Source organism: Mycobacterium sp. UM_Kg27 (assembly GCF_000972905.1).
GTDB lineage: Bacteria > Actinomycetota > Actinomycetes > Mycobacteriales > Mycobacteriaceae > Mycobacterium.
Map to the genome: position 1 here is coordinate 1 of NZ_JRMM01000128.1, position 12,408 is coordinate 12,408.

Annotated in this window: 13 protein-coding genes; 4 read left to right on the forward strand and 9 right to left on the reverse strand. The window is 67.3% G+C overall.

What is annotated here, in order from left to right:
• Positions 1-557: neutral zinc metallopeptidase (locus tag LI94_RS17195; RefSeq protein ID WP_046301946.1), on the forward strand; the 557-nt coding region annotated here is incomplete at its 5' end.
• 7 nt (positions 558-564) lie between these two features.
• On the opposite strand, the gene LI94_RS17200 is transcribed toward LI94_RS17195, so the two are convergent.
• Positions 565-1,437 carry a dihydrodipicolinate synthase family protein gene (locus LI94_RS17200; protein ID WP_046301947.1) on the reverse strand — a complete coding sequence of 291 codons (873 nt, stop codon included), beginning with the start codon at positions 1,435-1,437 and terminating at the stop codon, positions 565-567.
• 30 nt (positions 1,438-1,467) lie between these two features.
• Complete coding sequence (locus LI94_RS17205) at positions 1,468-2,253, reverse strand: aldolase (RefSeq protein ID WP_024443329.1); 786 nt, start codon at positions 2,251-2,253, stop codon at positions 1,468-1,470.
• Between the two features lie 82 nt (positions 2,254-2,335).
• On the opposite strand from LI94_RS17205, the gene LI94_RS17210 reads away from it, so the two are divergent.
• Together LI94_RS17210 and LI94_RS17215 are read left to right on the forward strand one after the other, a co-directional pair.
• On the forward strand, positions 2,336-2,878 hold the full coding sequence (locus LI94_RS17210; RefSeq protein WP_024443328.1) for an XRE family transcriptional regulator: 543 nt from the start codon (positions 2,336-2,338) through the stop codon (positions 2,876-2,878).
• Positions 2,875-3,216: a gamma-glutamylcyclotransferase family protein gene (locus tag LI94_RS17215; RefSeq protein WP_024443327.1), complete on the forward strand. Its 342-nt coding sequence runs from the start codon at positions 2,875-2,877 to the stop codon at positions 3,214-3,216. Before LI94_RS17210 ends, LI94_RS17215 begins: the two co-directional genes overlap by 4 nt.
• 10 nt (positions 3,217-3,226) lie before the next feature.
• Here LI94_RS17215 and LI94_RS17220 read toward each other — a convergent pair whose 3' ends face one another.
• From LI94_RS17220 to LI94_RS17230, 3 genes are all read right to left on the reverse strand, one after another.
• On the reverse strand, positions 3,227-3,772 hold the full coding sequence (locus tag LI94_RS17220) for a hypothetical protein (protein WP_343252075.1): 546 nt from the start codon (positions 3,770-3,772) through the stop codon (positions 3,227-3,229).
• 81 nt (positions 3,773-3,853) lie between these two features.
• Positions 3,854-5,122, reverse strand: a complete 1,269-nt coding sequence (gene hisS, locus LI94_RS17225; protein ID WP_046301948.1) for a histidine--tRNA ligase — start codon at positions 5,120-5,122, stop codon at positions 3,854-3,856.
• Complete coding sequence (locus LI94_RS17230) at positions 5,119-5,796, reverse strand: MBL fold metallo-hydrolase (protein WP_024443324.1); 678 nt, start codon at positions 5,794-5,796, stop codon at positions 5,119-5,121. Before LI94_RS17230 ends, hisS begins: the two co-directional genes overlap by 4 nt.
• Positions 5,797-5,905: 109 nt before the next feature.
• Between LI94_RS17230 and LI94_RS17235 the strand changes: the two genes are divergently transcribed.
• Complete coding sequence (locus LI94_RS17235; RefSeq protein ID WP_024443323.1) at positions 5,906-6,802, forward strand: peptidylprolyl isomerase; 897 nt, start codon at positions 5,906-5,908, stop codon at positions 6,800-6,802.
• Between the two features lie 47 nt (positions 6,803-6,849).
• Here LI94_RS17235 and LI94_RS17240 read toward each other — a convergent pair whose 3' ends face one another.
• The 4 genes from LI94_RS17240 to secF form a co-directional block, all read right to left on the reverse strand.
• Complete coding sequence (locus LI94_RS17240; RefSeq protein WP_125079604.1) at positions 6,850-9,222, reverse strand: RelA/SpoT family protein; 2,373 nt, start codon at positions 9,220-9,222, stop codon at positions 6,850-6,852.
• Positions 9,223-9,297: 75 nt separating this feature from the next.
• A complete protein-coding gene (locus tag LI94_RS17245; RefSeq protein ID WP_024443321.1) occupies positions 9,298-9,840 on the reverse strand; it encodes an adenine phosphoribosyltransferase in 543 nt (180 codons plus the stop codon).
• Positions 9,837-11,495, reverse strand: coding sequence for an ABC transporter substrate-binding protein (locus LI94_RS17250; protein WP_024443320.1), 1,659 nt, complete (start codon positions 11,493-11,495; stop codon positions 9,837-9,839). The genes LI94_RS17245 and LI94_RS17250 overlap by 4 nt, the downstream gene beginning before the upstream one ends.
• Before the next feature lie 6 nt (positions 11,496-11,501).
• The coding region (secF, locus tag LI94_RS17255) for a protein translocase subunit SecF (RefSeq protein ID WP_046301950.1) at positions 11,502-12,408 on the reverse strand (907 nt) is incomplete at its 5' end.

Below are 12,408 nucleotides of genomic sequence, written 5' to 3' on the forward strand. Positions count from 1 at the left end.
TGTGTATAAGAGACAGGACGTCCACCGCCTGTGGGGCGGCCACCAGCGCCGTCGGACCGTTCTACTGCCCCGCGGACCAGACCGCCTACTTCGACACCGACTTCTTCAAGGTGCTCGTCGACCGGTTCGGCTCCAGCAGCGGCCCGCTCGCCCAGGAGTACGTGGTCGCCCATGAGTTCGGCCACCACGTACAGAATCTGCTCGGCGTGCTCGGCCGGGCCCAAACCGGCGCGCAGGGTGCGACGGGCGCCGGAGTTCGTACCGAGTTGCAGGCCGACTGCTACGCCGGGGTCTGGGCGCATTACGCGTCGGTGACCAAGCAGGAGGGCACCGGGGTGCCGTTCCTGCAGCCGCTGACTGACCAAGACATCAGCGATGCATTGTCCGCGGCAGCGTCGGTGGGTGACGACCGTATTCAGCAGGCCGCCACCGGTCGAGTCAATCCGGAGTCCTGGACCCACGGTGCGTCGGCGCAGCGTCAGCAGTGGTTCACCGTCGGCTATCAGAGCGGCGAACCCAACAAGTGCGACACCTTCGCCGCTGCCGACCTCGGTTAGCCCCGGGTCAACGCGACAGTAGCCCGCGCAGTTCGGACCGCCCCGCCTCGTCCAGCGGCAACAACGGGCGACGAGGTTCCCCGGCGGGCACCCCGAGCATCTCCAGGCCGGCCTTGATCGTGGTGGGCAGCCCGCCGGCCACGATGAACTCCAACAGCGGCTTGAGGTTGTCGTAGCACGCCTGAGACTTGTCCAACTCACCCGCGGTGACCGCGGTGTAGAGGTCCAGGCAGGGCTGCGGACGCAGATTGGGTGCCGCGGTGCACCAACCGGCCGCACCGGCCCGCAGCGCCTCGAGCACCAGCGGATTGCTGCCGTTGAAGAACGGCAGGCGCCCGTCGGACAGGGTGGCGATCCTCAGCATCCGGCTCAGATCACCGGTGGACTCCTTGACCATGGTCACGTGCTCGATGCCCTCGAACATGGCCACCAGCAGGTCGGGACTCATGTCGATCCCGGAGGTAGCCGGATTGTTGTAGGCCACGATGTCGATATCGATGGCATCGGAGACGGCCCGGTAATGCGCGGTGATCTCGCGTTCGGACAGTTTCCAGTACGACACCGGCGAGACCATCACCGCGTCGGCACCGGCCTGCGCGGCATAGCGGGCGCGGCGCACGGTACGCGCGGTGGTCAGATCCGAGACCCCGACCAGCACCGGCAGGCGTCCGGCGACCGCGGCGATCGAGGCGTCGACGCAGGTCTCGAACTCGACCTCGTCGAGATAGGCGAGTTCACCGGTGCTGCCCAGCGGAGCGATGGCGTGCACCCCGGCCTCGACGAGCCGGTCGATGACGGTGGTCAGGACCGTGGTGTCGATTCCGCCGTCGCGGAACGGCGTCACCGGGTAGCCGATGACTCCAGATAACTGTGCTGCCACGAGAGACTCCTTGCTTATCGGGTGATCCCTTTACTGATTGATCACAGTGGGGTGGCCGGCCAAGGCGCGGCGGGCGTAGTAGGCGAAGTTGGCCTGGCTGCGGTTGGGCAGCAGGGTCCAGTCGTGGGCTTCACGGGCCAGCTTCTCCGGAAGTTCTTTGATGGTCCCGGCGGCCATGGCGGCCAGCTGCAACGCGGCGGCACGCTCGATCAGCACCGCCAGCGAACAGGCCTCCTCCACGCTGGCGCCGGCCACGATCTGGCCGTGGTGCGCCAGCAGTATCGCCTTCTTGTCGCCGATGGCTTCGGAGATGATCTCGCCCTCCTCGTTTCCGACCGGGACACCGGGCCACAGCGGCAGGAAGGCGCAGTCGTCGTAGAGCGGTGTGGTGTCCATGTGCGAGACGATCAGCGGGGTTTCGAGCATGGACAGTGCGGCGACGTGAAACGGGTGGGTGTGCACGATGCACTGGACATCCGGGCGGGCCCGATAGATCCAGCTGTGAAATCGATTGGCGGGGTTGGCCATCCCCTCGCCCTCGATGACGTTGAGGTCTTCGTCGACGAGCAGCAGATTGGTGTCGGTGATCTCGTCGAATCCCAGACCAAGCCGTTGGGTGTAGTAGGTGCCCGGCGCCTCGGCCCTGGCGGTGATCTGTCCGGCCAGGCCGGAGTCATGACCGCGGTCGGAAAGCGCCCGGCAGGTCAGGGCCAACTTCTGGCGAGTGGTCCACTGGGTTCCGGTGAAGTTCTCCGCGAAGCGGTGCTCCGCGCGTTGCATCAGATCGGATTTGGAATCGTCGAACGTGGTGCCCATGGCAGCTCCTCGATGCCTGAAGTGGATGACACGACTGTATCTGATAGGACACATGGTGTCATGGTTATGTCATTATGGACGCATGACGGAACTGCTGCGCGCCGTCCGCAAGCAGCGAGGGCTCACCCTCGAAGGCCTCGCCGAGCGGACCGGGCTGACCAAGAGCTACCTGTCCAAGATCGAACGGAGTCGCAGTACGCCGTCCATCGCGGTGGCCATCAAGGTGGCGCAGGCCCTGGACGTCGATGTGGCACAGCTGTTCTCCGAGCGGGGCGACGAAGACAAGATCGCGGTGGACCGGGCCTCAGACCGCAGAGAGGATCGGCAGCGCTACCGGGCGATGGCCGCAAACATGCTGGGAAAGTCGATGTCCCCGTTCGTGGTTCGTCCTACGGGGAACGCCGAGCGTGCTGGACATCGGCTGCACCCGGTACATCAAGGCCAGGAATTCCTCTTCGTGCACGCCGGGACCGTTGAGTTGGTGTACGGCGATGCGACGTTGACGCTGGGCACCGGTGACAGCGCCTACTTCGACGCCTCGATCAGCCATCGCCTCCGCTCGGTGGGCGACCACCTCGCCGAGGTCGTCGTCGTCGCAGCAGACGAAGCAGGTGGCGCACAGTGAGCACCGAACTGCTGTTCTCCTACGGCACCCTGCAACTGCCGGAGGTACAACGCAGCACCTTCGGGCGCGAACCCGACGGTCGCCCAGACGCGATCATCGGCTATGACCTGGACTATGTGACGATCACCGATCCCCACGTGGTGGCCGTCAGCGGCAGCGACCGTCATCCGATCCTGCGCCCGTCAGATGCACATGACGCCACAGTCCCTGGCACGGTTTTCGCGATCACGCCCGCCGAACTGGCGGCCGCTGACGAGTACGAGGTCGACGCCTACCGGCGGATCTCGGTGCCACTGCGCTCGGGTGCGCGAGCCTGGGTGTACGTGTTCGCCGAGTGAGCCGGATCGATCACCAGGGCCGGGTGGCGCAGGACACTCCACTACCGCCCTGCTGCGACACCACCACTTCGCCGTCGACGGCGATCTCGCAGTGGAACTCCGGGTTGGTCCGCAAGCCTCCGCTCGCGGTGACGAGCGCCCACTGACTCGGGTCGGCCAGCGTGGTGGTGTAGACCACCGGCTGTCCCCCGCCGATGGGCACCCGAACCGTCTCGAGGTATTCCGAAGAGTTGGCGTTGTAGGCCGCCATGCTGGGCGGGTCGGTCTTGATGTAGGAGATGTTGCCGGTCAGGTCACTGGTCGCGGTGATGGTGTAGGTGACCTCGTGGCCACCGGTCGCGCTCTTCTTCGGGGCGTCGGCCGACGGCTCGGTCGCGTTCTCTGCCGGAGTGGGCGACGGCGACGGCCCCGCATTCTCGGTGGGCGATGCCGCCGGGCTCTCGGTTGGCGATGCTGGGCTGGTCTCAGGGTCCGCAAGTGACGTCGCATGGCTGGCTGCCATTCCGGCGGCTGCCATCAGCAACACCGTCCCGAACTTGACTGTCACGTTCCGCATGATCGTCATACCGCGCCACGCTACCGGAGGGCCGGCTCCGACGAGGGCCGGCGGCAGCGCCTCATACCGCACCGGTCCCGCCTATCGGGTGCCGCTCAACCGCGTGCGCACCTCGGCGACAACGTCATCGACCGCCACGTCGACCTGCTCCCCGGTGGTCAGATTCTTGACGCCGACGGTGCCCGCCTCCAGGTCGCGGTCCCCCGCCACCAGGGCGATGACGGCTCCGGAACGGTCGGCGGCGCGCATCGCTCCCTTGAGGCCGCGATCCCCGTACGCCAGGTCCACCCGCACCCCGGCGGCCCGCAACTGCGCGCCGATAACGGCGAGCCGCAATTTGGCGGCCTCGGACAGACCCACCCCGTACACCTCGCACCGGGTGGTCGTCCCCACGGTCTTGCCCTCGGCGGCCAGAGCGAGCAGGGTGCGGTCCACGCCGAGACCGAAGCCGATCCCGGACAGATCCTGGCCGCCAAGCTGGCGCATCAGCCCGTCGTAGCGGCCCCCGCCGCCGATTCCGGACTGCGCACCCAGACCGTCGTGCACGAACTCGAAGGTGGTCTTGGTGTAGTAGTCCAGGCCGCGCACCATGCGCGGATTGACCACGTAAGGCACCCCGAGTGCGTCCAGGTGTGCCAGCACGGTGCCGAAGTGCGTGCGGGCGCCCGCCGACAGATGGTCCAGCATGACCGGGGCGTCCGCGGTCATCTCACGCACGTGCGGGCGCTTGTCGTCGAGCACCCGCAGTGGGTTGAGCTGCGCGCGCTGCCGGGTCTCTTCGTCGAGGTCGAGCCCGAACAGAAACTGCTGCAGCAACTCTCGATACGCGGGGCGGCAGGTGTCGTCGCCCAGGGAGGTGATCTCCAGCCGGAAACCTTCCAATCCCAGGGAGCGAAAACCCGCATCGGCGACCGCGATCACCTCGGCATCCAGCGCGGGATCGTCCACCCCGATCGCCTCGACGCCCACCTGCTGCAGCTGCCGATAGCGGCCGGCCTGCGGGCGCTCATACCGGAAAAAGGGCCCCGCGTAGCAGAGCTTGGCGGGCAGTTGACCGCGGTCCAGCCCGTGCTCGATCACCGCACGCATCACCCCCGCGGTGCCCTCGGGACGCAGGGTCACCGACCGCTCCCCGCGATCGGCGAACGTGTACATCTCCTTGGACACCACGTCGGTGGACTCCCCCACCCCGCGCGCGAACAGTGCGGTGTCTTCGAAGATCGGCAGCTCGATGTCGCCGTAACCGGCGCGGCGAGCGGTCGCCAGCAGCCCGTCGCGGACCGCGACGAAGCCGGCCGAGGCCGGCGGAACGTAATCGGGCACCCCTTTGGGTGCGGCAAACGTGCTCACGCACTCAGCCCTTCCAGGAATGGGTTGTAACGGCGCTCCGCGCCGATGGTGGTCTTGGGTCCATGGCCGGGCAGCACCACGGTCGCGTCGTCGAGGCAGAGCAGCTTGTCGACGATCGAGGTCAGCAGGTCGCGGCCGCTGCCCCCGGGCAGGTCGGTGCGGCCGACCGAGTTCTGAAACAGGGTGTCCCCGCTGAACACAACTTCGGCCGCGTCCCCCTCGACCCGGAACACCACCGAACCCCGGGTGTGGCCGGGGGTGTGGTCGACAGTCACCGTGGTGTCGCCCAAGCCGAGCTTGTCCCCATCGCGGTCCAGTTCGATCAGCTGCTTGGGCTCGGAGAACATCGCCTTGCTCAACACACCGAACAGCGCCTGCCCCGGGACCGTGCCCAGCGAGCGCAGCGGGTCGGTGAGCATGAAGCGGTCCTCGGGGTGAATGTAGGTGGGGCAGCCGTAGCTGTCGGAGACCTTCTGCGCCGACCAGATGTGATCGATGTGGCCGTGGGTGAGCAGCACCGCCGACGGCGTCAGCCGATTCTCGTCGAGCACACGCCGCAGCCGGGCCATCGCGCGCTGCCCGGGGTCCACGACGATCGCGTCAGAGCCCTGCCGTGGCGCCAACACGTAACAGTTGCACGCCAGCATTCCAGCGGGGAATCCGGTGACCAACACGCCGACCAGTTTCCCATTGCACGCCGGGTCGGCGGTGACGCGGGCGGTGCAGGCGCGCTCTGGCAGACTTGAGGCCCGACTCAGTCAGCGAGCCAGGAGGTTACCGCCGGTGCCCACGAACTCAGAGCGGCGTGCCGCCGCCAAGCGCAATCTGGAGCAACAGGTGCAGCAGCGTGCCGAGGCGGCCCGCAAGCAGCGTCGGCTGCTGATGATCGTCGGCGCCGTGGCGGCGGTGTTGCTGATCGCGGGTGTGGTGTTCGTGGTGCTGCGCGACGACGACCCCGGCAACGTCAACGCGAGCGGTTCGTCGGCGTCGAGCACATCGGAGTCCGCGGACTCCGCTGACGCTTCGGGGGCACCGGCGGCCAGCGCCGGACAGCTGCCGAAATTCACCGCATCGCCTGCGCTGGGCGCCGACTGTCAGTACCCGAAGGCGCGTCCGGCCACCAAGGCTGTCGAGCCGCCGCGGACCGGCAAAGTCCCGACCGACCCCGCCGAGGTCAGCGTCTCGATGATGACCGACCAGGGCCCCATCGGTTTGATGCTCAACAACGCCCAATCCCCCTGCACCGTCAACAGCTTCATCAGCCTGGCGGCCAAGGACTTCTTCAACGACACCCAGTGTCACCGGCTGACCACGTCACCGATGCTCAGCGTGCTGCAATGCGGTGATCCCGCCGGGGACGGCACTGGCGGCCCGGGCTACGAATTCGACAACGAATACCCCACCGACCAGTACTCCTTGGGCGACCCGGCCGCGCAGCGGCCGGTCACCTATCCGCGCGGCACGGTGGCGATGGCCAACGCCGGGCCCGGCACCAACGGCAGCCAGTTCTTCCTGGTCTACAAGGATTCGATGCTGCCGCCGCAATACACGGTGTTCGGCAAGATTCAGGACGACGGTCTGGCCACCCTGGACAAAATCGCCGCAGCCGGCGTGCAGGGCGGCGGCGATGACGGCCCGCCGGCCACCAAGGTGACCGTCAAGTCGGTGCGGGCCGACTAACCCGGGCGCGGCCCCCGCTTGCGGGGGCCGATGCCGGGCTCGGGCCGTCAAGCCGCCGACGTCACCCGGTAGACGTCGTAGACGCCCTCGACATTGCGCACCACGTTGAGCAGGTGGCCCAGATGCTTCGGGTCGCCCATCTCGAAGGTGAACCGGCTGACAGCCACCCGGTCTCGTGAGGTGGTGACCGAAGCCGACAAGATGTTGACCTTCTCGTCGGCGAGCACCTTGGTGATGTCCGAGAGCAACCGGTGCCGATCCAGCGCCTCGACCTGAATGGCGACCAGGAACACCGAGGACGGCGACGGCGCCCACTTGACCTCGATGATCCGCTCGTCCTGCTGACGCAGCGCATCGGCATTGGTGCAGTCGGTGCGGTGCACCGACACCCCGCCGCCCCGGGTGACAAAACCCATGATCTCGTCGCCGGGCACCGGAGTGCAGCACTTGGCAAGCTTGGTCAACACACCGGTGGCGCCCGGTACCGCGACGCCGACATCGTCGGTGTGGCGCTCGCGCCGCGAGATGGTCAGCGGTGTGGAGCGCTCGGCCAAGTCGTCCTCGGCCTGGTCGACACCGCCGAGCTGGGCCACCAACCGTTGCACCACGTGGTGCGCCGAGATGTGGTTCTCGCCGACGGCGGTGTAGAGCGCCGACACATCGCTGTAGTGCAGTTCGCGGGCCACCGCCGCCATCGACTCGCCGTTGACCAGTCGTTGCAGCGGCAAACCCGCGCGCCGCACCTCGCGGGCCATCGCGTCCTTGCCGGACTCGAGCGCCTCCTCGCGGCGTTCCTTGGCGAACCACTGCCGGATCTTGGCCTTCGCCCGGGGCGACACCACGAACTGCTGCCAGTCCCGCGACGGCCCGGCGTTCTGCGCCTTCGAGGTGAAAACCTCGACCACTTCCCCGTTTTCGAGCTTGCGCTCCAGCGCCACCAGCCGGCCATTGACCCGGGCACCGATACAGCGGTGGCCGACCTCGGTGTGCACGGCGTAGGCGAAGTCCACCGGCGTGGATCCGGTGGGCAACGTGATCACATCGCCCTTGGGGGTGAACACGAAGATCTCTTTGACCGCCAGGTCATACCGCAGCGACTCGAGGAACTCACCCGGGTCGGCCGCTTCCCGCTGCCAATCCAGCAGCTGGCGCATCCAGGCCATGTCGTCGATCTCGGCGGCGGTGTTGAGGTGCGGAACACCGTTGCGGCCCTTGGCCTCTTTGTAGCGCCAGTGCGCGGCGATACCGTATTCGGCGGTGCGGTGCATCTCCCGGGTGCGGATCTGGATCTCCAGCGGTTTGCCCTCCGGGCCGATCACCGTGGTGTGCAGTGATTGATAGACCCCGTAGCGCGGTTGGGCGATGTAGTCCTTGAACCGGCCGGCCATCGGCTGCCACAGCGAGTGCACGACGCCCACCGCGGCATAGCAGTCCCGGATCTCGTCGCACAGGATCCGCAGCCCCACCAGGTCGTAGATGTCGTCAAAGTCGCGGCCGCGCACGATCATCTTCTGATAGATCGACCAGTAGTGCTTGGGCCGCCCCTCGACGGTCGCGGTGATCTTCGACTTCGCCAGCGTGTTGACGATCTCGGCTCGCACCTTGGCCAGGTAGGTGTCGCGGGACGGCGCGCGGTCGGCCACCAGCCGCACGATCTCCTCGTAGCGCTTGGGGTGCAGGATCGCGAACGACAGATCTTCGAGCTCCCACTTGACTGTCGCCATACCCAGCCGATGTGCCAGCGGTGCAATGACTTCCAGTGTTTCGCGCGCTTTGCGCGCCTGCTTCTCGGGCGCCAGGAAGCGGATGGTGCGCATGTTGTGCAACCGGTCGGCGACTTTGATCACCAGCACACGTGGGTCACGTGCCATCGCGATGACCATCTTGCGGATGGTCTCGGCCTCGGCCGCGGTGCCCAGCACCACCTTGTCCAGCTTGGTTACCCCGTCGACCAGGTGAGCTACCTCGTCGCCGAACTCGGCGGCCAGCGCGGCGAGGGTGTACCCGGTGTCCTCGACGGTGTCGTGCAGCAGCGCCGCCACCAATGTGATGGTGTCCATGCCCAACTCGGCCAGGATGGTGGCAACAGCGACCGGGTGGGTGATGTAGGGATCCCCCGAATGACGCAGCTGCGAGGCGTGCCGCTGCTCGGCGACCTCAAAGGCGCGTTGCAGCAGCGCCAGGTTGGCTTTCGGGTAGTACTGCCGGTGCACCGCCACCAGCGGCTCCAGCACCGGGCTCAGGGCGCCACGCTGGGAGGTGATGCGGCGGGCAATGCGGGCTCGCACCCGCCGCGACGCGCTGGTCGGGACCTTCAGCAGATCGGTGCGCTCCGACGGCGAGTCCTGGGCAATCGTCTCCGACGCCGCCGTGCTCTGGCTGCTGTCGGCGCTGTAGCTCTCGGGATCTGAGCCCGGCACTAAGCCGTGTTCAGGGCCCTGCGCCAAGCCTTGTTCAGGACCCACTGTGCTCACCTCCGACCACGAGAATATCGACTAAATCAGGTGCAGGCTGTGCAGCTGCAACGGTGCCACCGCGGCGCGTCCGCCGAGCCCCGCCAGCTCCAGCACCACCGCGGCCGCAACCACCTCTGCTCCTGCCCTGTCCAACAAGCGCCGCGTTGCGGCCAGGGTACCGCCGGTGGCCAGCACGTCGTCGAGTATTACCACCCGGCGCCCGGCCAAATCGATTCCGTCGGCCGGAATCTCCAACGCGGCAGTTCCGTACTCGAGCTGGTAGCGCTCCGAGAGCACCGGCGGGGGCAGCTTGCCGCCCTTGCGGACCGCCAGCGCGCCCACCCCGAGCCGGTCGGCGACCGCCCCGGCCAGCAGAAACCCGCGCGCGTCCACGCCGGCCACCAGATCTGCGCCGGCAACCACACGAGCCAGCGCCTCGGTGACCGCGGTCAGTCCGGTGGCATCGGCGAACACCGGGGTCAGGTCTTTGAATGCGATTCCCGCTGTGGGAAAGTCCGCCACTTCGCGGATCAGCGACGCGATGATCTGACCGGCGCCTGCGGCAGGCTCGGCCTGATTCACTGTTGCAACTCCCAGCGGTCCATATTCCAGCCCGCACCCCATCGGGTGGGGTTGGCGGCCACACCGTAGGTCTTCTTCGACGACAGCAGGGTGCGCTGCTGGCGGTACAGCGGCAATGTCGGCATATCGGCCCACAGCACCGGCGCGCTCTCGGCAAGCAGCCGCACCATCTCCGCGGGGTCGGCGGTGACGGCCAGCGCGGACACCACGCCGTCGATCTGGTCGTTGTGGTAGCCGGACAGGTTGTTTCCGTTGCCGCTGAACAACTCGTAGGCGTCCACCACCGACGACCCGCTCGATCCGCTTCCGGTGGATCCCCCGGTGCTGGCGAGCAGTACGTCGATCTGTCCTTCGCGCAGTGCCAGCGGGCCGATGGCGTCGGAGGCGACCTCGGTGACGGTGATGCCGGCGGGAGCGCACGAGCTGCTGATCGCCCCGATCACCGCGGCCAACCGGGTGTTGGGACCGCGGTAGCCGATACGCACCGTTAACGGTGTGCCGCCCAGCGTCTCGCGTGCCGCGTCGGGGTCTGCCCGGGCGAATTGTTCGGCCTCGGGCACGTTCTCGGCCTGGTCGAACGCGTCGTCCATGGCGGTGTTGAGCCGGGAGTTGACCACCGGCACCCCGGCGTCGCGGGCGATGACGTCGCGCGGGGTGCACAGCGCCACCGCCCGGCGTGCGGGAGTCTCCGACAGCGGCCCGGACGGAGCGAAGATGAGCTGCTCGATGCCGCCCGAGGGGCTGTCACTGCTCTGATAGTCATCCGGGGTGATCAGCGACCCGGCGGATCCGGTCGCCACGTCGACGACCTCGATGACGCGCCTGTTCACCCGGTCGGCGATGTCGGCGGTCTGCGGCCACACCGTGATCCGCTTGGTGACCGGCTTGGCACCCCACCACAGGTCGTTGGCCACCAGCACTACGGCGCCGCCGTCGAGCACCGAGTCGATCTTGTAGGGCCCCGACGACGGGAAATAACGCAGGTCAGCACCGCGGTCTAGCTGCCAGATGGTGTTCCAGGCCTGCGCGATCCTGCCGATGACTTCGTCGGCGGGCCCGAGTCTGCCCAGCACGGCGTCGGTGATGTTCACGCCGAGCTTCTCGCTGATGACGTGCGAGGGCATCATCGAGGTAGCGGTGAACAGTTCCTCGTAGTCGACGATGTTGCGGTCGGGAAAGAACGACACCCGGGCCTTCTTGGCACCGGACTGGCACTCGATGTTCTCGATGTCGAGGTAGCCGGCGCGGCTCGCGGCATCGAAGCCCGGAAAGCGACCGGACTGGGCCGCCCACGCCAGCACCAGGTCGTCACAGGTGATGGGCTTCCCGTCGGAGTACACCGCGGCGTCGGCGATCTGATAGTCCAGCACCAGCGGGGCGCGGCCCACCACAGAGATGCTGCCGAAGTCGTGATCGGTGACGATCTGGCCGTCCGGCCCGTGGTAGCCGAATCCGATCAGGGTTCGCGAGAACGCCTGGGGCCCAGCCGACGCGGCACCGGCGACTGTGGTGCTGTTATAGGTGATCAGACCGCCGTCGACGGCATAGTCGATCTGATCGACAGTGGCGCTGGTGCACGCCGGTACCGACCAGATACCGAGGCTGATGGCGATCGCCACCACCCACGTCGCAGCGTGCCGCCAGCGGGCCGCCATCGCCGGTTACCGACCAGCGCCCGGCTTGCCGGTCGGACCCTGGCTGCGCCGGCTGGTGGGGCGGACCGGCTTGGCACCGGTCGCCGGGGTGCCCGGCGCCGTCGCCACCGTGCCCTCGTCGCCATCGGCGACGGTGTCTTCGGAGTCGCCCGGGTCCTCCGCGCCCGCTGCCGCCGGCTTCGAACCGGCCGTGGCGCTTCGCCGCCGCATCACCCGGCGGGTGTGGTTTTGCACCAGCTGGGTCCGTTCGCGAAGCGTGACCAGCAGCGGCGTGGCCAGGTAGATCGACGAATAGGTGCCGACGACAACACCGACCAACTGCACCAGCGCGAGGTCTTGCAGCGTTCCCACACCCAGCAGCCACACGGCGACCACCATCAGCGAGATGATCGGCAATGCCGAGATCAGGCTGGTGTTGATCGATCGCATGAAGGTCTGGTTGATGGCCAGGTTCGCTTGTTCGGCGTAGGTGTAGCGGGTTTTGTGCTCGAAGCCGCTGGTGTTCTCCTCGACCTTGTCGAACACGATGACGGTGTCGTAGATGGAGAACCCGAGAATGGTCAACAGGCCGATGACAGTGGCCGGTGTGACCTCGAATCCGACCAGCGAATACACCCCGGCGGTCACGAGAATGTCGAAGACCATCGAGATCATCGCCGAGAGGGTCATGAACCACTCGTAGCGCACCGTGATATACAGCGACGCCAACAGCAGGAACACCACCAGGGCGATCACGGCCTTTTTGGTGATCTGCCCACCCCATGTCTCCGACACCGCAGAGTCACTGATCGCCTGCTTGCTGGCTTCACCGTCGGGCCCGACCGGCTGGAAGGCCTCGAACAGGTCGTCGCGCAGCTTCTCGGTCTGCTCGTTGGTGAGCGTCTCGGCGCGGATCTGCACCTGTCTCTTATAC